Below are 21,616 nucleotides of genomic sequence, written 5' to 3'. Positions count from 1 at the left end.
TAATAATCTCTCTTGAACCCGTGCCTTTTTAACCCGATAAAATCCGCCCTTATGACCTGTAATATCTACGCACTCTTGGTTGGAATCGATCAATATCCTCCCGATACAGTGTGTTGTTTGGAAGGTTGTGTTAACGACATTACAGCATTCGCCGACTATCTGAGCGAACGAATTGCAAAACCCGAAGAAGGATACCAAATTCATCTGAAAATTCTTCGGGATGAACAAGCAACCCGCCAAGCAATTATAGATGGATTTCAAAACTATTTATCTCAAGCAGAGAGTAATGATATCGCTCTGTTTTATTATAGCGGTCATGGCGCTCAGGAGCAATCGCCGGAAGAATTTTGGGAACTAGAAGCAGACCGTTTAGATGAAACTTTAATTTGCTACGATAGTCGGACAGAAGGTGGCTATGACTTAGCAGATAAAGAACTCGCATATCTCATCTCTCAAGTGGCGCAAAAAGAACCCCATATTGTGATTATGCTTGACTGTTGTCACTCCGGTTCGGGAACCCGAGGTTTATCGCCTGAAATGAACGTGCGTCGGGGTTCGGTAGACTGTCGAAAACGACCCTTCAATACGTTTATTTTTGCAGAAAATCAAGCCGCACTCAATCAAATTTTAAGCGACTCACAAAATCCAAAAACTAAGATAACCGGGGTGGTTTTACCCAAAGGAAAACACATTTTATTATCCGCCTGTAGAGAGTACGAAAACGCCAAGGAATATAAAACCGAAACTGGGGAATATCGGGGGGCTTTTTCTCACTTTTTACTGCAAACCCTACAGCGAACAAATGGGAACATAACCTATCGAGATTTAGCCCGAAATCTTAATGCTTTAGTGACGGGAAAAGTTAAAGATCAATCCCCCCAAGTCGAAGCAACGAACCGAGAGGAATTAAAACGACTTTTTTTGAGCGGTGCGATTAAAGAACGCCCTCACTATTTCACCTTAACTCACAGTCAAAATGAGCGGAGTTGGGTGATTGATGGCGGTTCAATTCACGGGATTCCCAAAGCTTATTCTGAGGGGATAGAGACTCAATTAGCGCTCTTTCCCTTTGGTAGCAGCGCCGAAAGAATGCAGCAACTTTCAGAGGCTTTAGGAGAAGCACGAGTCACCCAAGTTTTACCTCAAAGAAGTAAGGTAGAAATTATTAAAGGTCTGGATGAATTATCAGAAACCGAAAGCTATTGTGCGGTGATCACAAGTTTACCTTTACCGCCTTTAAAAGTTTACATTAAAGGTGATGAACGGGAAAGATTGGGCGTAGAAAAAGCCCAACAAGCGCTTTTAAAATCAGCAGTGGGTAACAAACCTTCTTTGTACGTGCAGCAAGTCGATGACCCTCAAGAAGCCGATTACCATTTATTGGTAAAAAACGGTCAATATTGGATCGTACAACCCGATAATAATCGCCCTTTAGTCGCACCCATTCCCCAACGATATATTCAGCAAGAATACACCGATCAAATTGCCTTACAGGTGATTTATCGGCTCGAACATATCGCCCGTTGGAATAATATTTTAAACCTCTCAACCCCGGCAACGAGTCGCATTAAAAACAGCGATATCGACCTAGAAATTATTCTGATTTCTGGAGAACAAAAATCATTATCTAGCAATAAAAACAACAGATCATCATCAGAAATGCGGGTTGAGTACAGTTCTGAAAACGACCGTTGGCAAGAACCCCGACTGCAAATTAAACTGACCAATAAAAGTAACAATCCTTTGTACTGTAATCTGATTAATCTTTCCGAAAGTTTTGCTGTAGATACTCCATTTTTCGAGACAGTCAGCAGTATTTTACTCGGTTCCGAAAATTCAGAAACTCCGTCTTCTATTACCAGCGATGATATTATCTTTCAAGTTCCCGATGACTATTTTGAACAGGGGATTACCGAGTATAAAGATATTCTCAAGCTGATTGTCTCGACCGCAGAATTTGATGCGAGTTTATTAAGACAAGATGGACTCGCACCCCCTCAACTGACTCGCTCTGTACAGGGGATTCAAGGAACGCTCAATCACTTGATGAGAGAAGTTAATACTCGCGAAGCCGTCAGAGATAAAGGAAATTATGATGATTGGATGACCAAAGAAGTTACCATTACAATTGTCCGACCTCAACAAGCTGAATCCCTCTACTCTCATAAAAATACAATTCTACAAAAGAGAGCGGTTGAAATTCTAGCGCATTCGACTTTAAAAGCCCTAGTTAATCTTAGCACAATACCCCAAGCTAGTCGAGATTTAGGTAACTTAATTTTACCTGCTATTTTGCGTCAAGAATCGGGATTGAGTCAGTCTTTTCAATTTACAAATAGTCGGGGAAGTGACCCCGGTTTGAGTATATTAGAGTTAAGTGAAGTGGAAGATTATACTGTTGTTAGCTCGGAAAATCCTCTAAAATTGCGGGTCAATCAACCATTAGCCGAAAATGAATCGATTTTAGCTTTTGCTTACGATGGAGAGTTTTTCTTACCGTTGGGGAGGGGAACAAAAACCGAAAATGACACCATAGAAATTAGCTTAGAACGCTTACCCAAACCAACAGCTAGTAATCGGTGTGCGGACGGTTCAATTAAAATTTTCTTTGAAAAAATTGTTGACCAAAAACTGCCGTTATCTGAGGAATATCCGATATTAGCCTTGGCAGATTTCAACGAACAAGGTCATGTTAAATACGAACAAAATCTAGAAAGAGTTAAAGCAAGAGTTGCAGAATCAAAAGATATCATTCTCTGTATTCACGGGATAATTAACGACAGTTCAACGATGGTTTATAGTCTCCGAAAAGCTACGGTTAACCTGAATGGAGAAAACCGACCCCTTGCCGAACTTTATGACCTAATTTTAACCTTTGATTCTGATAATTTTCAAACGTCCATAGAAGAAAATGCTCGGTTATTGGGGCAAAAATTACATGAAGTGGGTTTAATAAAAAATCATGGTAAGCGCTTAGATATTGTCGCCCATTCAACGGGAGGTTTAATTTCTCGGTGGTTTGTGGAACGAGAAGGCGGAAATCAAGTGGTACAGCATTTAGTCCTGTTAGGAACGCCGAACGGAGGTATTTCTTGGACAACCATTCAGGACTGGGCTTATATAACGTTGGGATTGGGATTAAATCAACTTTCAAGACAAGTTTGGCCGACTAAAATTGTGGCTGAATTCTTGGAGGTTTTACCAGCAAACAATCACTTATTTGAACAAATACAGCCCAATTCTATTTTCTTACAACAACTCGCCAACAGCCCCGATCCTCACGTTCACTATACCATAATTGCGGGTAATTTTTCAATCCTTTCTAAAGCTTTAGAAGTTGAACCCCATCAACAATCATGCCTTTTGGATCGGTTGGTGAATAATCTGTTTGAAAACGCCCAAAATCGAGTTTTTGATCGGTCAGTTTTTACCCAAGAAAATGATATTGTTGTTACTCAAATAAGCATCCAAAATATTAGTTTAAACCGTTCGCCGCCACCGAAAATATTAACGGATACTGCTTGCGATCATTTTACCTATTTTACAGATCGGGCGGGAAGGGAAGCTTTAGCCGCTGCACTTTACCCAAAATCAACGACAAATCATCAAATTACAAATAATTCTAAGAAAATACTTTGGATAATTGGAATGATCATTTTGAGCGGCTTTGTTATCGGCTTAATTATTTTTTGGACTCGTTCTTCTGAGAAGCAACAACCCAATCAAAATTCAAGCGGTCACTTCTACGAACAGGGGGATTTTACCTTGATTTAAACTTGATTTCCAATGGAGTTTGAGTTAAAATATGCCCAATTTAAACCCTTATACCATTTCTTTCTAATCATGCAACTTTTTATGATCCCCCCGGCTTCGCCACCCATCCACCCCCCTTTTTAAGGCAGGGCTGTTTCATTCTAAAATTTTGCGATCGCGAGGAGCTAAAATTGGAAGCAGTTTCACCCCTTTTTTCTTCAGAACACCTAAAATCTTAGAAAAACATAGCGATCGCCTGACTCAAACGGCTTGTTCCACTCTGATTCTTAAAGGCGGGAATTGAACAATAAAACTGGCGATCGCGCCGGATGTAAAATGATAGCAATCGCCAGTTTTTTCTTAAATTTTATCTATGGATAGTCTAATTAAAGAACTTAAAAAAGTCAAGGACTTTCGCCGCCGCCAGGGCAGAAGGCATCCATTATGGTTGGTGCTATTGATAGTAATTTTGGCAGCGATGCAGGGATACTTAGGGTATAGAGCGATGGGAGATTTTGCCAAAGCCAATCAACAGCTAATTGTTAAAAAATTTAAGATTTCATCCCCAAAAGTTCCATCTTCATCAACCATAAGACGAGTTCTGATGGGAGTAGACTGGTCAAATCTTCAGGACATTTTTAATCAATGGTCTAGTAGTCTATGTGAATCTGATGATTTGAGGGATTGGGTCTGTATTGATGGCAAAAGCTTAGGCAGCACTGTAGACAATTTTGGCAACTCTCATCAAAACTTTGTTTCATTTGTTTCCTTGTACAGTCAAGAATATCAAGTTGTATTGGGATTAAATTGCTTTGAGAACAAACGCTGTTCAGAAATTAAGCAAGTCCAAGAAATCATCGAAGATTTTCCCCTGAAGAATCAAGTATTTACTCTGGATGCTTTGCACTGCCAAAAGCAAACCGTTAAAAAAATTATTGAATCAAAAAATCACTACTTAATCACCGTCAAAAAGAATCAAAAAAAATTGTATCAAGCTCTAGAGTCTGTCGCCCACAATCAAGAGCCTTTGAGTATCAAGATAGAGCAAGATAAAAGTCATGGTCGCCAAATTCAACGCCAAGTAGCTGTCTTCAAGAGTATAGATTCCCTGAAATCTAGTTGGTATGAAATTAAAAGCTTAATCCGAGTTGAAAGATGGGGTAAAAGAGGTAAAAAGGACTATCATCAAGTCGCTTACTACATCAGTAGCGTTTGGGAAAAAGCCGATTATTTTTCTGAAAAAATAAAAGGTCATTGGCAAATTGAAAATCGCTTGCATTGGGTCAAGGATGTGATCTTCAAAGAAGATGATTCTTCTATAGCTCACTTTCAAGCACGAACGAATTTATCGATTCTTCAAACTATTGCAATTAATCTTTTTAGACTTTTAGGCTTTGTGTCAATTACAGAGGGTCAAAGATGGCTTAATAACAGGTGGTCTAGGCTTTGGATTTTGTTAGAATGAAACGGCCCTGCCTTTTTAAGGGGGGATCAAGGGGGGATTGGGGGATTAAGGGGGGATCAATTAGATGCAGCTTCATAAAGAATTGGTATTAGTTTCCACTCCAAATTCTGGGGAGAATTTAAAAATGTCAGAGATTAAGCGAAGTTTTGCAGTTTTAATTGGGATTAATCAATATATTAATGGCATTCCCGCCTTACAAACCGCAGTCAATGACACCCAACAACTGGCTAAACTCCTGACAGAAAAATACCAATACCAAGTTTTGTCACTTTTAGATCGAGATGCAACGCTGTCTAAACTCGACAATCTTTTAACGGCTTTCACCGATAAAATATTACCTTTTTCTAATGGAAATCAAATTAAAATTGAACCCGACGATCGCATTTTATTCTACTTTGCCGGACATGGTATCGCCTTAGATGGACTGGAAAACGCAGATGGGCCGGTCGGTTTTTTAATCCCTCAAGATGGTCAGCGAGATCAAAGCGAAACTTGGCTTTCGATGCAGCGATTACATGATAGCTTAATTCAACTCCCCTGTCGCCATTCATTAATTATTTTAGATTGTTGTTTTGCGGGAACTTTTCGTTGGGCTGCAACCCATCGGGAAGCCGTGCGATCGCAAACCGTTTATCGGGAGCGCTATACTCGATATACCTCCGGTTGCGCCCAACAAGTTATTACTTCCGCAGCCCACGATGAAAAAGCAACTGACTCCCTTTATCAATTTGGAAAAAGAAGCGAAAGTTCCGATCATTCTCCCTTTGCAGAACTTTTATTTAAAGGTCTAAATGGAGAAGCCGATCTGATGAAAGATGGGATTATTACCGCAACAGAACTATACGTTTATTTACAATCGGAATTGGGGAAAACCGCAGCCAAACAAACCCCCGGTTTTGCCCAACTCAGACACCACGATAAAGGCGAATATATCTTTATTATTCCCGGTTTTGATGTTAACCAATTGCCGTCGGCTCCCCAACTGAATGAAAAAAATAATCCCTACAAAGGGTTAGAATCTTTTGAAGAAGGAGATAGCGATAAATTTTTTGGTCGCCAAGCGTTAACGGAAAAATTGGTTGAATTTGTGAGTAAAAATCCGTTAACGGTTGTATTGGGTGCATCGGGTACGGGAAAATCGAGCTTGGTGAAAGCGGGGTTAATTTCTCAGTTGAAAACGACTCGGGATAACTGGATGATTTTACCCGCTATTCGCCCCGGAGAGTCTCCGTTTAGAGCTTTAAATTATGCCCTACAACGAAACAATTTTTCACCTCAATCTGAACGGTTTATACAACCGATTAATTCTAAAGTTTCCAACTGCGAAAATAAATTTAATTCTGATTTCCCCAATTCAGAAATACAAAACACTCAAAACTTATTAACTGATTTGAACGAATGGAAAAAAGAGTTTCCCGATGAAAAAATACTTTTAGTTATCGATCAGTTTGAGGAAATTGTAACGCTCAACTCCGATAGCGAAGAACAGAAAATGTTTTTAAATGGGTTAACAAAAGCCTTAGAACGTTTTTCAGATTGGTTGCGAATTGTTGTTACATTGCGTTCCGATTTTGAACCCCAATTTAGAGAAACCGCCTTAGAACAATATTGGACAAAATCCCGATTTGTGGTTCCGGCTATGACCCGGGAAGAATTGCGTCAAATCATCGTTGAACCGGCAACAACGAAGGTGATGTATTTTGAACCGCCCACCTTGATCGAACAATTAATTGATGAAGTTGTGCAGATGCCCGGAGCGCTACCGTTACTCTCTTTTACCCTCAGCGAACTGTATTTTAATTATATCCAAAAAGTGAGAGAAGGTACAAGAAATAACCGGGCAATTACCCAAGAAGATTATCAAGAATTGGGCGGAGTTACCCGCAGTCTGACCCAAAGAGCGGACTGGGAATATGCAGCCTTAATTAAACGCGATCCGGCTTATGAAAAAACCATCCGTCATCTCATGCTCAGAATGGTTGCGGTTGGCGGCGGTGAATTGGCTCGTCGGCGGGTTTTAGAGGAAGAATTAGTCTATCCCGAACCCGAAAATCAACGCATTCAAGAAACAATTGAACGATTTTGTGCCGCACGTTTGCTGGTGAAAGGGCGAGATACTGAGGGCAAAAGTTATGTTGAACCCGCCCACGATGTTTTAGTTCGAGGGTGGCAAAAACTAATTCTTTGGGAGCGAGAACATCAAGAAGATTTAATCTTACAACGGCGGCTAACTTCTGCGGCTTTAGAATGGAAAACCAAGGAAAAATCTCTGAGCGTTCAAGATCGGTTTGAACCGATGGTTAAGGGATTAGACCGCAGTTTTATCTTTTTAGAAGGCTTGTTTGATCGGATGAATACCAGCTTATTTAAGTTCTGGAAAAAAACCTCAAACTTGCAAAAACACCCGAAAGAAAAACCGGAAGAATTTCTCTGGGATAGCAACCCCTATCTAAAAGTCTTAGAAGACAATATAAAATCTAATGAAACTTGGTTTAATCAAGTTGAGGCTGAATTTTTACAGCGCAGTCTCCGACGCTGGCGCAATAACCGTAGAACGAAAATTAGCCTGATTGTTACAGCCTTTGCGGTTCTCTCGGGATTTGGATTATTTCAATGGAATCAAAACCAACAAGCCCAAAGTCGAAATTTGGCTTTATCTGCGGAACAACTGTTTAATTCCGAGCAAGAATTAGATGCGTTAATAGAAGCATTAAAAGCTTATAAAACCATGAAAGGCGCAATTTTTGCCGACGCCAATACTCAGAAAGAAGTTTTAACCGCACTGCAAGGGGTGATGTATCAAATCCGAGAAAATAATCGCTTGATCGGACATACCAATGAAGTTTATAATATTAACTATAGTCCGGATGGTCAAATTATTGCTTCGGCGAGCGGAGATGACACTATTAAACTCTGGAAAAAAGATGGCACTTTACTTCATACCCTTTCCGGACATACTAACGATATTGTCAACCATCATTTCAGCCCAAACGGTCAATTTATAGCTTCTGCAAGTCGAGATGGTACGATTAAACTGTGGAACAAAGATGGCACTTTACTTAATACTCTAACCGATCATCAGGCAATAGTTAATCATGTGACTTTCAGCCCCAATGGTGAAATGATTGCTTCTGCTAGCGACGACGGCACCATTAAACTGTGGAAAAAAGACGGTATTTTGCTGAAAACGATTGAGGATAACGGGCCAATTAGTAGCGTTAGTTTTAGCCCAGACGGACAGACTATTGCTTCTGGAAGTATGGATGGAACAGTTAAACTGTGGAAAAAAGATGGCACTTTTTTGAAAAGTTTTTCTGCACATAACGGGCTGGTAATTAATGTTAATTTTAGCCCGGATGGTGAGATGATTGGCTCGTCGAGTTCTGACAAGACGGTTAAGCTTTGGAAACCTGATGGCACTTTCATAAGAACCCTTGAACATAATGCACAGGCTTTGAAGGTTAATTTTAGTGCTGATAGTCAGATGATTGTTTCATCGAGCGCTGACAACCTGGTAAAAATTTGGAAGCGGGATGGCACATTGTTGAAAACTTTGACGGGACGTAGTGTGAATTTAAGTCCCGATGGTCAAACCCTGGCTTTTGCTCGTCTTGACCATTCTCTTGAACTGTGGAAGTGGAATACTAGCCTGCGCCAAACTTTCATCGGGCCAACAGATATTATTTTGGGTCTAAGTTTTAGTCCTAATGGTGAGGCGTTGGTTTCTGCGAGTCCTGATAAGAAAGCTCAACTTTGGAAAGCAAATGGTCGTTTGTTGACCACATTTTCTGGGCATCAAGATATCGTTTTTGGGATTAATTTTAGTTCCGATGGTCAAAAAATAGTCTCGGGAAGTTGGGATAATACGGTAAAACTTTGGAAAATTGATGGAACTTTGCTTAATACTTTTTCTGGGCATAAAGCTTCAGTTTATGCTGTTAGTTTTAGTCCGGATAATCAGATGATTGTCTCGGGTAGTAATGACACTACGGTAAAACTTTGGAAAATTGATGGAACTTTGCTTAATACCCTTTCTGGGCATAATGCGGGAATTTCTGGAATTAGTTGGAATTCTGCTCAGGAAATCTTTGCGACTAGCAGTATAGATGGTACGGTAAAACTCTGGAAAATTGATGGAACTTTGCTCAATACTTTTTCTGAACATAACACTTCAGTTTATAACGTTGATTTTCACCCCGATGGTCAAACTTTAACTTCGGCGAGCGCCAGTGGCGCGATCAAAGTTTGGGAACCCGATGGCAGTTTAATTAACTCTTGGACCGGACATAATCTCGCTGTTAATAGTGTTCGTTTTAGCCCGGATGGTTCGGCGATCGCTTCGGGAAGTGACGATCAAACGGTGAAATTCTGGAAACCGGATGGCACTTGGCTGGCGACTTTACCGGGGCATCTTGGGGCTGTTCGCAGTCTCAGTTTTAGCCCGGATAACAAGACTTTGGCATCGGGTGGGGATGATCAAACGATTATTTTGTGGAATTTGGAAGGGTTAGAAATTGAGGGTTTATTGAAGCATAGTTGTGATTGGTTAGAGGATTATTTTAACAATCCTAATGTTAGTTTGATCAAGGAAGATCGCCGGGTCTGTGATGGGATTTAGCGTTGCAATTCAGGGTGTCAAACGTTTAAAGTTTTGGTATCATTTCCGTGCGGATCGCGTATTGATGGCGACTTTTTTCTTTGGCATCGTCAAGGTATCTATCGGCAATTTTAATAAGGTTAAATCAAGAGAAGGAATTAAGCGACTAATTCCCACCCATTCAAGCATTAGTTTAGCAGGGTTTGGTCGTTAACTTTTGTGATGGCGTTGAACGGGTGAGATTTTGGTTTTTTATCTTAATAGCGATGTCGGTTTATTTTCAAAATTAAAATTCCGTATTTTCCCCGATTTTTTTTCCGGGAACTTATGCCAAAATGATCTCGGCACTCGCTAAGGAGATTGAAGAAAATGCCCAGACAATTTGAACTGACAGAACGTGAAAAAGAAGTCTTAGAACTTTGTGAACAGGGTTATACTCCCAAACAAATCGCGGCAATTTTACAGGTCTGCATCCAACGAGTTTATAACCTGCGACAAAATGCCAAATACAGGTTAATGAATCAAACTCCTATTTCTAAATAATTATTTTTTACGGAAAAGCTTTGATATCGGCTTGTATTTTCTGCGATCTTCATTCTCGATGAGAGTGAAAAAATTTAACTTTTAATCCTCTCATCGAGAAGATTTATATTGTAGAATAGGTTTGCTAAAAAATCAGTAGTCTGCTTTTGTTAAAGTTCAAACGAAGCTTTAGGAACGTTTCTTACTTATAAACTCGCCATTCCCCGTCTTAAAGCTGCGATCGCCGCCTGGGTTCTATCTTTGACATTCAACTTAGAGAAAATATTGTTGATGTGAAACTTAACCGTGCTTTTGCTAATATGCAGAATCTCGCTAATTTGCTGATTACTGTTACCCGCAACAATTAGGCGAAGCACTTCCAATTCACGATGACTTAATGGATCGTTTCCCATGCGTTCTGCTAGCTTGCTGCCGACAACAGATGGAATATATTTTTCTCCCGAAAAAACGCTGCGAATTGCAGCAAAAATATCGTTAGGATCGGTATCTTTGAGCAAATAACCCTTGGCGCCCGCCTGTAGTCCCCGATAGATGTCTTCCTCACCATCATAAGTCGTCAGCACGACAATTTGAGGATTGGCAAATTCGGCACGGATAGCGGTAATTGCTTGAATTCCATTCATTTGAGGCATTCGCAAATCCATTAACACCACATCCGGTTGATGTTGACCAAACATTTTGACCGCTTCTTGTCCATTACTGGCTTCGGCTACAACAGACAAATCAGGTTCTTGCTGCAACAAGGAGACTAAACCCTGTCGCACAATCGCATGATCGTCAGCGATTAAAACTTTAATCAAATTCAATTGATTTATCATAATTGATACCCCAGTTTAATAACAACTGATTTCCCTATATTTTGCCATGAAACTTTCAAAGTCGTTCGCTCAAAGCTTAACAAAAACTTTAATTTCTGTTCCCCCTCCAACTTCGCTAGCAATCGTCAATTCAGCATCAATGCGATCGGCTCGTTCTTTCATGCCCAAAAAACCAAAACCATTCTGAAAACAAGGACTCTCGAGATCAAATCCCTGTCCGTTATCTTTCACCCGCAAAGTAAAGTGTTTGGCTTCATAAATTAGCTCTATATTAATTGTGCCGGCTTTGGCATATTTAAACGCATTGGTTACGGCTTCTTGACCGATGCGGAGCAAATTATTTTCAACTTCTAAAGGTAGGGGATAGACCGTACCCATGACATCTAAAACGGTGCGGGTTTGGCTGTGGGATGACATCTGTGTCGCAATTCGGTTAAGAGCGGTATACAAATCGACATCTTCTAATAATTTGGGGCGCAAAGCTTCCACCGAACGCCGTGCCTCAGCCAGTCCATTTTTCGCAAGTTCTCGCACGTTTTTTAGGTAAGAAATAGCCTGTTCGGGACTTTTTTTTATCGCCCGCTCTGCCGCACCTAAGTGTAAAATAATCCCGGTAAATGCTTGGGCTAAAGAATCGTGAATTTCAGCCGCTATCCGGTTGCGTTCTTGAACAATATTTAGCTCAATAATTTGTTTAGAGAGTCTGATGATTCGCAATTGATTTTCAACCCGAACTAAAACTTCTTGCTCTTTAAAAGGTTTGGTAATATAGTCCGAACCCCCCATAGAGAAAGCTTTGACTTTATCAAACATATCCTGCAAGGCACTGATAAAAATCACGGGGATATCTTTGGTTTTTTCCGAGTTTTTAAGCTGCTCAAAAACCATATAACCATCCATTTGAGGCATCATAATATCCAGCAAAATTAAATCCGGCAAATTCGACTCCATGAATTTCAGGGCTAACTTGCCACTCGGAGCGAGATAAACTTTATATTGAGCATGAGATAAAATACCGCTTAATAGGTGTAAATTATCGGGGCAATCATCAACAATTAAAATCGTTTCTTTGTAATCTGGAGTGAGATTATTATTCATGGTTTCAACTCAAAAAAGTGATTAAATCTAGCCAATTTTTTCATGAGAAAAAAACGCCTCGGTCGCTTGACCTCGATCTCCTGATAGAGCGGTTAGACCTTTCTCTCAGGAAAGTCAGGTGAAAACAGGGATTTTTAATCGAAAACAGGTTGGCGAACCGATCATAAATTTTTTGCTGCTTTGGGAAAAAATCCTTACCCCTGATCGTTGACGGGAATCGTTGTTACTTATGCTTATAGTATTATATAAAAGACTCAAATTTTTGCTACAGATGGTCACAAGGATCGGAAGTTGTCGGTTGAAACCTGAAAGCTTGTGTAGGATTATGTTTTAAATTTTATATCAAAAATTATTGATTGATTACTTCAAGATTTTTTAGGGGAAGCGAGCGGGGAAATGGCGATAATTTTTGTAAGAAAAATCTATATTTCATTACTTTCGACAGTCAACCGCCAGCACCGGATTTCAAATCCGGTGAACGACTGACTGATCGCAGAATTTACAGGAATTAAGAATCGGATTTACTCTCGGATATTGATAGTAATGATGTCATCAACTTAAGCAAAATTTGTAAATAATTTCGCCCAAGTTTTAGGCCCAACTACGCCATCAACGGTCAAGTCTTTGTGGTGTTGAAACTGTTTAACCGCATTGTCAGTTATTTTGTCAAAAATCCCGTTAGTTTCTACTGAAAAACCGAGTTTGTTCAAGGCTGTTTGTACCTGAATAACGTCCGGCCCTTCGATTAATAACTGCCTCAAACGTAAGACCCGAGGAACGGTAAAATGACACCAAATTCCAGCACCAATATGACAAACGTCGTAAACATTCTCATAGCGATAACGTACATTTTCCCCGCTGCTATTTATATCATATCCGCCTTGATATCCCAACCATTTTCCATTGGGATCGTTGCCAATCCATTCCCCGGTCGTGTCATCATAACCTTTGATGACAATTAGATGACCAAAGTGAGTAAAATAGCCGTGAACAATCACCGGATTTCCCGAAGCAATATGCTGTTTAATATCATCTTCCGATGCCAATTCTTTGAAGTATGAATTTTGCAAAGCACCCCGACCATATTTTTCGCCCCATTCCCGCAACAATCGCATCAAAAAGTGGGGTTGATGACGGGATTGATAACTTCCATAAAATCCATTTTCTTCATCCCATTGAGCCATTTTTAGATAGAGAATATCTTCGAGTTGAACACTGCGATCGAGATCGGCTTGAGTTCGAGAATCAATCCCGTAATAGTTCAAGATCATGGCGAGACAAGTGACATTACAAGAACCGCCAGGATTAAATTTATTATTGTGTTGGGTATGGAAAGGAACCGATAAATTAACTTTAGCCGGAATTGTAGGGGGAAATTGTTGAGGATCGCGACTTCCGCGAGCAAGTTCTGCGTTAAAGATTTCGACTTCATTCGCCAAACAATAGTATTGTTTATCGATATCTTCGAGAGAAACTGAACGCACATCAATATTTTCTAAGATGACTCGAATGTGATTTCCTTGGAAGTCGGTTGTGTATTCGCTGATCGATATTTCATCACCTGCTTTATAGACCAGGAGATCTTCAGATAAGAGTTTCTCGGGAGCAAAAGGAAAGCGTTTCAGGTAAGAATCGGTTTTGAAGTGTAGAATATATTGCATGATTTTTTTATTTTGGTGTACGATTGACCGAAATTAACGGTTTTTATAACCCTCAGGTGGTGACGGTGAGCGGCTCAACTCATTCATCAGGTTTTAAGCGCTGACCCTTTTAGCTTCTGATTGAGCTATGGCTCTAGAATAGGTAGAGAAACTGCACCCAAGCAAATGTAGGGTTTTTGGGGCTGAATTCGCCTCTACCATTGAGTTTCAGCAGTAGGGGAACTGGTGCAACTTCGGGGAATCCCCGAACTTTATTGGTGTTAGATCAAAATTTTTATGACCTCAATTACAATTTATAATTTTTCGGCAGCAGTAATTAACCCCCAATCAGCTTGATATTTTAATCTTTTTTCCACTGCGCTTTGCAGCGAACGGACTTTAAATATTGAAAATCCCTTGAAATCTAGAGTTAATCCGTGTATGTTTGAGACAATAAATTAAATATTTTAGGGATGTATCTATGGCAAGACCTAATTACGGCCCTCAGTCTAAGAAACGGACAAAATGCCTTTTGGAAGTCTTGATAGCCTACGCCAATGGAGAAATAGAAGAATGCGATCGCTTTCAATCCCAGATTCGGGTAAACTGGCAAACCGAGAAACAATTGGTTATCCGTACAAAGGTGAGATATCTTGAAGCCTTGACAGCCCAAATGGGGAAAGGAGAAAAGTTAAATTCTACTCAAGTCAAAGAAAGCTTAAAACGTCTGAAAGATTTTCTCGAAATCCTAGAAGACAATCGCTGTTCAACTCAAGGATCGGATCTCTGGCATTTTACTTTAAAATTATGGCATCATCGATTAGATAAATCGGGCAATTTGGGAGAATTTGAACGGCAGTGGGAACAACGCCGCTCGCCAAAATCTAAACAGTCAACTGGGGAAATATCCTCCACTGAATCTTCGGACATTTTACCTAAAAATAATCCGAGCATTAACCCAGTTTTTTCGCGTCAAGATTGGGGAGAAGCGCCAAATTGTGCCGAATTTTATGATCGGGAAACTGAACTTTATACGCTGAAAAATTGGATTCTTGAACAGCGCTGTCAGTTGGTGACGCTGTTGGGAATGGGAGGAATGGGGAAAACGGCGCTATCTGTGAAACTCGCCCAACAAATTCAAGGGGAATTTTCGGGATTAATTTGGCGAAGTCTCCGCAATGCACCCCCCCTTGAGAAATTGCTAACGGAGTTAATTCAATTTCTCTCAAACGAACAATTAACCCAACGACCTCAAACCGTTGACGCTCAAATTTCAACCTTAGTTCAATCTCTGCAAACTTCCCGATTTTTAGTGATTTTAGATAACGTTGAATCGATTCTCGACACCAACAAACGGGCGGGGAGTTATCGACAGGGATATGAACGCTACGGACAGTTATTTAGAAATATTGGAGAAATACAACATCAAAGTTGTTTGCTGTTAACCAGCCGAGAAAAACCCCGAGGAATTGGATATCGAGAAGGGAATAATCAACCGATTCGGTCTTTGCAACTCGAAGGTTTAAAATCAAACGCCGGTCAAGATATTTTACGAGAAAAAGGCTTTGATATTTCCGAAGAAGATGCTAAAATATTGACAGACTACTACTCGGGAAATCCCCTGGCTTTAAAAATTGTCTCGACCACAATAGTGGAACTGTTTGAGGGAAATGTTGGCGAGTTTTTGGCGGAAGGATCGGTAATTTTTGGGGATATTGCCGACTTACTCGATCAACAATTTAGTCGGTTATCATCCCTGGAAAAACAGGTGATGTATTGGTTGGCGATCCATCAAGAATGGATGTCGTTATCTCAACTCAAACAAGCCATACTAACGGCGATTTCGCAGCGAGACTTATTAGAAGCCCTAGAATCTTTGCAACAGCGATCGCTCATCGAAAAACAATCGGCACAATTTACCCAGCAACCGGTTGTTATGGAGTACATCACCGAAAAACTGATCGAGGAAATCTTTCAAGAAATCACCACAGGAGAAATTAATCTTTTTGAAACTCATGCTTTAATAGAAGCCCAAACCAAAGACTATTTAAGAATCGCTCAAATTCGTCTGATTCTCAAACCCATCACCGACAAACTATTCGCCCTATTTTCTCATCCCGAAGCCGTCTATCAATGCTTAACCCAACTGTTAGATCAATTGCGATCGCGCAGCCCTCAAAAACGGGGATATGCAGCCGGAAATCTTCTCAATTTACTGATAGAATCAAAACTCCCCATCAGCGATCTAGACTTTTCCCATTTAACCGTTTGGCAAGCCTATCTACAAGGGGTAAATTTACATCGAGTTAACTTTTCTCAAGCCGATCTCAATCAATGTGTATTCACCCAAACCGTTGGCGGTGTGTTATCAATTGCCCTCAGTCCCGATGGTGAATTATTAGCCACAGGAATAGCTGAAGATATCGTGTTTTGGCAAACCCAAGAAGGTCGCCCTTTATCCATTCTTCCCGGACATAAAGCTTGGGTGATGGCGGTTAGTTTTAGTCCCGATGGCAAGATTTTCGTCAGTGGAAGTAATGACCAAACCCTAAAACTTTGGGATGTAAAAACAGGTCAATGTTTAAAGACATTACGAGGTCATAATAGTCGAGTGCAGTCTCTAGAATTTAGCGAAGATGGAAAAATGATCGCCAGTGGAAGTAATGATAAAACCCTGAGACTGTGGGATGTGAACACCGGAAAATGCTTGCAAGTTTTCAAAGGACACTTGCGGCGAATTTTAGGAATTTGTTTTGAGTTAAAACGGGGTTTAGTTATCAGTTGTAGCGAAGATGAAACCGTTAGAATTTGGGAAATTGCGACGGGAAAATGCGTGCAGATTTTAGAAACCCAAGTGAATTGGATGTCTTCAATGGCACTCAGTCCGGACGGTAAAATCTTAGTAACAGCCTCTGATGGAAATGCGGTAAAATTTTGGAATCTAGAAACCGGAAAATGCACGAAAACTTTAGTCGGATATCAAGAAAGAGTTTGGGCGGTGGCATTTAGTCCAGATGGTAAAAGACTGGCAACCGGAAACAACGATCATACAATTAAAATTTGGAATGTTGCTACAGGTGAATGTATAAAAACCTTACAAGAACATCGTCATTTAGTGTGGTGGGTGGGGTTTAGTCCAGATGGTCAAACCTTGGTTAGTGTCAGTCAAGATCAAAGTATTAAATTTTGGCAAGTCGCTTCCGGTCAATGTTTAAAAACCTTAGATGCTTATAGTAATTGGGTGTCGTTTGTTGCCTTCAGTCCCGATGGTAAAATATTAGTCAGTTGTAGTGAAGATCGTTTGGTCAGACTGTGGAATCTTGACACAAAAATCTGTGAAAAAACCTTAACCGGTCATACCAATATTGTCTCCTCAGCCGCCTTTCATCCCGACGGAAAACGATTGGCAACCGCCAGCGATGATAGTACGATTAAACTCTGGAATCTAACCACTGGAGAATGTTTAAAAACCCTTTGGGGTCACGAGAGTTGGGTGCATTCAGTTAGTTGGAGTTGCGAGGGTTTATTGGCGACGGGAAGCCGGGATAAAACGGTGAAAATTTGGGAGATAGAAACAGGAGAATGTTTGCAAACTTTAACCGGACATTTGCATCGGGTCAAGTGCGTGGCGTTTAGTCCTTGTGGTCAAATTTTGGCGAGTGCAAGTGATGACCAAACCGTGAAAATTTGGGATATTAAACAGGGAATTTGTTTAAAAACATTACTCGGACATCGAGACTGGGTGTTATGTGTGGCGTTTAGTCCCGATGGGAAAATATTGGCGAGTGCAGGAGGCGATCGCACGGTTAAATTATGGGAAATTGAAACGGGAAAATGTTTAGAGACGTTGGCGGGACATCGCCAGCGAGTGCGGTCAATTGCGTTTAATAATGATGGGAGTCAAATTGTTAGTAGCAGTGACGATCATACGGTGAAAGTGTGGAATTTGCAAACGGGAGACTGTATTTATACCTGTCAGGAACACCGCCAAACCGTTTGGTCTGTGGCTTGCTGTCCCAATGGTAAGATTTTCGCCAGTGGCGGCGACGATCAAACGATTAAATTATGGGAAATGGCAACCGGAAAATGTTTAAATACCATGATTTTAGCACGTCCCTATGAAGGGATGAAAATTACCGGAACCATCGGTTTAACTTCTGCTCAAAAAGTGGCTTTAAAAGCGTTAGGAGCTATCGAGCAGTAATCATAGTATAATACTCAAAGTTTGTATTTCATGGGGTGATATTTTCATATGAGCGAAGAAAAAAAAACCGAGTTAGAAAATCAAAATCCAGAAGAAACTTTTCAATCGCGAGGCGATCCGGGACGAGACAGAGGCCCAACAAAAGCAACACCTGAACCGACTGAAAATCCGAGTCAAGAAGACCAAAGCCCAACATCAAATGAAAAAATTGAACCTGACGATTCCGCTCGCAGTGACACAGATCCGCAGTCGAGTTGATCGACTCCGATTTTAACGCCAGGGCGGTAGAGAGGTGTCATTTATTGCCGATTTGTACAACAATTGATGAGTGTTTTTACCGATATTGGGACGGGTTGATAGCGGCGATCGGGGCGGGTATTTTCGCCTCACCAGTCCTGTAGGGGCGGGTTCTCAATTAATTTATGTTTTCCCAAAGACAACTGATATAAACCCGCCCGCCCATAACTTTTAAGTGAAAACTCTCAGCAATTTAACGCCAATCTCCAACTAAAATATAAGGCGCCCAATACAGAGGAGCATCATACCCATTCTTCTGTTGAAGAAACATCAGTTGAGCCTGACGAAGTGCTTCTGCTCTCGATTTTCCTTGAACTAATTGTTCATAAAAGTGACCCATAAATTCAACAGCAGACCGATCATTTAAACTCCATAATGAAGCAATTGTACTTCTGGCACCGGCTCTCACCGCCATTCCTGCTAATCCTAAAACTGCTCGATTATCTCCGGGCGCCGTTTCGCACGCACTGAGAACTAATAAATCAATGTTCCGGGTTTTGTTTGGTTCCTGAATGCGAAAAAGGTTATCGAGTTGCTTAATATTAATGGCACCATCTGAAGCGAGAATAAATGTTTTTTCGGCTTGAGAACTAAACTGACCGTGAGTGGCGAGGTGAATCACTTCAAATGAGCTTGAACTCATCTGTTTTTCGAGATTCTCACGATTAAATTCTTCATTGAGTAACTGTTCACTCTCAGCCACAACGTCTTGAATTTTCTCTAATTCTTCGGGAACATTAAGCAGCAAAGCAAACTGTTGACGAAATTCTTCTGGCGGTTCCACTAAACCCGCACTCAAAGCATTTAAAGGTCTACTGATGGGTTTGGGGTCTAAAAGTTGTAGTCCGGGTTGAATAACAACCGGATGTTTTTCGATTAAATAGTGTTGACCATCATAAAGCGCAGACATGGGAAGATTTCGCAGTTCACCATCGAGAACAAATACTAAGGTTTCATCACCTTTTAATTTAGTTTCTAGGGGTTCTAATAACCCGCGATACAGTTGCTCTGATAATCTTTTAATTTCTTGGTAAGCATAGGGTTTTTGCAGGTTAAATCGGAGTTGCTTTAGGGTACTTGTTAACTCGGTTTTAGAGACGGGTGTTCTGTAGTGAAACAGGTCTTGAGTCTTGGGTAAGCTGGCAATTATTTCCAGGCGGTTTTCTAGAAGAATTCCATAAATTACAATGGCGTTACTATCAATTTGATCGATTGCTTTTGGTTGTGCTTCTAAACAAGCATCTTGAAAGAAATTATCGAGTTCGGCTAATTGTAGCTTTTCAAGAACTTCTCGGGCTTGTTTTAGGTTTTCGGGCGGGGGATTTTCTGAGGTTAAAAGTAAATCTACTAACTCTCGATAAACGGGTTCAACGCGATCGCGAAAATCAAATTGTACATCTTGACGAATCGCCACCAAATCTTTTCTTAAAGATTGTAAGCTTTGAACGGCTCCCTGATAAGATGCAATCGCACTTTGGCGCTTTGATTTTCCTTGATTTTTGAAAATTCTACCTAATTGCCATTGCCACTGATAAACAATTTCTTCTGCGGGAATAGATTGGGCTAAAAATAAAGCATCTTCAGTATAGATTTTAGCTTCTTTCCATTGTTGGCGTTGTTCGTAGAGTTGACCTAAATAACCCCGTGTATAAGACTGAACTCGGGGATCTCCGAGACGTTTTGCTTCTTCGATAGCACTTAATAAAATCGGTTCAATCTTCCGATCAAGTTCGGGCTGATTCCCGGCTAATTTCATCAAGCTTTGAACCAAATCTATTTTAGCATAAATAGCGGTTCTACCGGAAGGAAGCCCGTTAATTTGTGATTCAATCTTCCGCCAGTTTGTCTTCTCAAAGTTGATTTTAGATTGAATTTTTCTCTGCCAATCTGTATCGTTTTCAAGCGGCAACCATTCGGTTAATTCTAACAAAAAGCTGAGAGCATTGAGTTTCGATCTAATTTGGGTGATTGTTGTAGAAGATGTAGCCGCTTGTTCGTAGCAAACGACGGCAGTTTGAGCGACTTTTTTAGCTAATTCTGTGTTTTCTAACTGTTTTTGTTGTTGATAGATCGCCCGGGCGAGATTGGCTAAATTTAACTGAACTTTATGAATTTCCGGGGGAGATTCTAATGCTTTGGCGGTTTCTAATAATTCCAACAAAACCAATCCGGCTGAGAGTTCCGATAAAGCCGAATTTTTGAGAGGATAATCCTCTGAAACCCCACAAACATTTGATTCAATATAATCGAGATTTCCCAGCTTACCTAAAACTCGCAAAACATGAGTGAGGTGAAGCAATTGAGAGACTTTGAGAGTCGAGTCGGGTTGAGTTTGTAGAGATTGATTCACTTCCATTAATATCTTCTCCGCCCGACGATAAAGCCCCAATCCTTGCAAAGCTTGAGCTTGATTGAGTAACGTCTCAATGATTCCATTTTGATTTTGAGTTTGTCGATAAATTGTCTCTACAACCTGCCAACTCTCCAACGCTTGACTATATTTTCCCTGAGAAAAGTAGAGATTTCCTTGAATACTCAGAACTTGCCCTTGAATCGTTAATATTGTTTGATCGGGGTGATTAGAGAGGGAATCTAACAACTCTAAACTGTCTTGAATGGCTTGATTTGCAGCTTCCCAATCCCCCAATTTTTGCAAACTGAGGGATAGATTTCCCAGGGATGCGGCTTGTCTTAATTGATCGGTTTCACGAGTTTTAATTTCCCTCCAAATTTCTACAGCTTTCTCAAAGTTACCGGCTTGATAAAAGTCTCTAGCTTGTTGTTCGAGTTGGAAAATTGATGACTGGGAACTGAGAGAATTAATCTCGGGAGTTGAAGATGTATTTTTTAAAAAACGACTGACTTTGATTGATTCTAAACTGTTAACAGGTTGTCTAAATGATAATCCGACGGCTAAGAAAAAGCTGAGTATTACCCCGAAAACAAAGGAAAGAATTCGCTGATAGAAAGACAAGACAGATTTTTGAGTTGCCATAGTTAAAAGTAGGAAATGAAAATCCATCCGATCAATTCAGTATTTCATATTATCAGCCCAAACAGACAAGATAATTTCTAGCGCCGTTGCTTCGGAGGTACATCCCAAAAACCGGGTTTTTAATCTATAATCATCCGATGGCAAACTAACGGCTTGATCGAATCCCCTCGACGTTGATTATCTCCCCAAGCCCCAGTGATGGGGTA

11 protein-coding genes are annotated in these 21,616 nt (G+C 40.5%); 7 read left to right on the top strand and 4 right to left on the bottom strand.

Features of this window, described 5'->3' with window-relative positions:
- The first annotated feature begins 51 nt into the window (after nucleotides 1-51).
- The 5 genes from ACL6C3_RS18000 (at nucleotide 52) to ACL6C3_RS17980 (ending at nucleotide 10,358) form a co-directional block, all read left to right on the top strand.
- Nucleotides 52-3,774 (top strand): caspase family protein, encoded by a 3,723-nt coding sequence (locus ACL6C3_RS18000; protein ID WP_413160393.1) that lies wholly within the window; start codon nucleotides 52-54, stop codon nucleotides 3,772-3,774.
- A gap of 352 nt (nucleotides 3,775-4,126) precedes the next feature.
- A complete protein-coding gene (locus ACL6C3_RS17995) occupies nucleotides 4,127-5,218 on the top strand; it encodes an ISAs1 family transposase (protein WP_413160293.1) in 1,092 nt (363 codons plus the stop codon).
- 64 nt (nucleotides 5,219-5,282) lie between these two features.
- Entirely contained in the window at nucleotides 5,283-9,836 is a 4,554-nt protein-coding gene (locus tag ACL6C3_RS17990; RefSeq protein ID WP_413160391.1) for a caspase family protein, read from the top strand.
- Nucleotides 9,826-10,029, top strand: coding sequence for a hypothetical protein (locus ACL6C3_RS17985; RefSeq protein ID WP_413160389.1), 204 nt, complete (start codon nucleotides 9,826-9,828; stop codon nucleotides 10,027-10,029). Before ACL6C3_RS17990 ends, ACL6C3_RS17985 begins: the two co-directional genes overlap by 11 nt.
- Before the next feature lie 155 nt (nucleotides 10,030-10,184).
- Complete coding sequence (locus ACL6C3_RS17980; protein ID WP_413160388.1) at nucleotides 10,185-10,358, top strand: helix-turn-helix transcriptional regulator; 174 nt, start codon at nucleotides 10,185-10,187, stop codon at nucleotides 10,356-10,358.
- Between the two features lie 185 nt (nucleotides 10,359-10,543).
- Here ACL6C3_RS17980 and ACL6C3_RS17975 read toward each other — a convergent pair whose 3' ends face one another.
- From ACL6C3_RS17975 to ACL6C3_RS17965, 3 genes are all read right to left on the bottom strand, one after another.
- Nucleotides 10,544-11,176: a response regulator gene (locus tag ACL6C3_RS17975; RefSeq protein WP_413160386.1), complete on the bottom strand. Its 633-nt coding sequence runs from the start codon at nucleotides 11,174-11,176 to the stop codon at nucleotides 10,544-10,546.
- A 69-nt stretch (nucleotides 11,177-11,245) separates the two neighbouring features.
- Nucleotides 11,246-12,274 carry a response regulator gene (locus ACL6C3_RS17970; RefSeq protein WP_413160385.1) on the bottom strand — a complete coding sequence of 343 codons (1,029 nt, stop codon included), beginning with the start codon at nucleotides 12,272-12,274 and terminating at the stop codon, nucleotides 11,246-11,248.
- A 557-nt stretch (nucleotides 12,275-12,831) separates the two neighbouring features.
- Nucleotides 12,832-13,935 carry a C39 family peptidase gene (locus ACL6C3_RS17965; RefSeq protein WP_413160383.1) on the bottom strand — a complete coding sequence of 368 codons (1,104 nt, stop codon included), beginning with the start codon at nucleotides 13,933-13,935 and terminating at the stop codon, nucleotides 12,832-12,834.
- A gap of 460 nt (nucleotides 13,936-14,395) precedes the next feature.
- On the opposite strand from ACL6C3_RS17965, the gene ACL6C3_RS17960 reads away from it, so the two are divergent.
- Nucleotides 14,396-18,118: an NB-ARC domain-containing protein gene (locus tag ACL6C3_RS17960; RefSeq protein ID WP_413160381.1), complete on the top strand. Its 3,723-nt coding sequence runs from the start codon at nucleotides 14,396-14,398 to the stop codon at nucleotides 18,116-18,118.
- Between the two features lie 48 nt (nucleotides 18,119-18,166).
- Nucleotides 18,167-18,376 (top strand): hypothetical protein, encoded by a 210-nt coding sequence (locus ACL6C3_RS17955; protein ID WP_413160380.1) that lies wholly within the window; start codon nucleotides 18,167-18,169, stop codon nucleotides 18,374-18,376.
- A gap of 232 nt (nucleotides 18,377-18,608) precedes the next feature.
- Here the strand turns inward: ACL6C3_RS17955 and ACL6C3_RS17950 are convergent, their stop codons facing one another.
- Complete coding sequence (locus ACL6C3_RS17950; protein ID WP_413160378.1) at nucleotides 18,609-21,410, bottom strand: CHAT domain-containing protein; 2,802 nt, start codon at nucleotides 21,408-21,410, stop codon at nucleotides 18,609-18,611.
- Nucleotides 21,411-21,616 lie beyond the last annotated feature (206 nt).

Source organism: Capilliphycus salinus ALCB114379 (assembly GCF_047276495.1).
GTDB lineage: Bacteria > Cyanobacteriota > Cyanobacteriia > Cyanobacteriales > Microcoleaceae > Capilliphycus > Capilliphycus salinus.
Note: the sequence above shows the minus strand (reverse complement) of the source record. Positions and strands in the feature narration are given on the sequence as shown.

Coding starts and splice junctions, on each gene's coding strand:
- ACL6C3_RS18000 (WP_413160393.1), top strand. CDS start 52: ATGACCTGTAATATCTACGCACTCTTGGTTGGAATCGATCAATATCCT.
- ACL6C3_RS17995 (WP_413160293.1), top strand. CDS start 4,127: ATGGATAGTCTAATTAAAGAACTTAAAAAAGTCAAGGACTTTCGCCGC.
- ACL6C3_RS17990 (WP_413160391.1), top strand. CDS start 5,283: ATGCAGCTTCATAAAGAATTGGTATTAGTTTCCACTCCAAATTCTGGG.
- ACL6C3_RS17985 (WP_413160389.1), top strand. CDS start 9,826: ATGGGATTTAGCGTTGCAATTCAGGGTGTCAAACGTTTAAAGTTTTGG.
- ACL6C3_RS17980 (WP_413160388.1), top strand. CDS start 10,185: ATGCCCAGACAATTTGAACTGACAGAACGTGAAAAAGAAGTCTTAGAA.
- ACL6C3_RS17975 (WP_413160386.1), bottom strand. CDS start 11,176: ATGATAAATCAATTGAATTTGATTAAAGTTTTAATCGCTGACGATCAT.
- ACL6C3_RS17970 (WP_413160385.1), bottom strand. CDS start 12,274: ATGAATAATAATCTCACTCCAGATTACAAAGAAACGATTTTAATTGTT.
- ACL6C3_RS17965 (WP_413160383.1), bottom strand. CDS start 13,935: ATGCAATATATTCTACACTTCAAAACCGATTCTTACCTGAAACGCTTT.
- ACL6C3_RS17960 (WP_413160381.1), top strand. CDS start 14,396: ATGGCAAGACCTAATTACGGCCCTCAGTCTAAGAAACGGACAAAATGC.
- ACL6C3_RS17955 (WP_413160380.1), top strand. CDS start 18,167: ATGAGCGAAGAAAAAAAAACCGAGTTAGAAAATCAAAATCCAGAAGAA.
- ACL6C3_RS17950 (WP_413160378.1), bottom strand. CDS start 21,410: ATGGCAACTCAAAAATCTGTCTTGTCTTTCTATCAGCGAATTCTTTCC.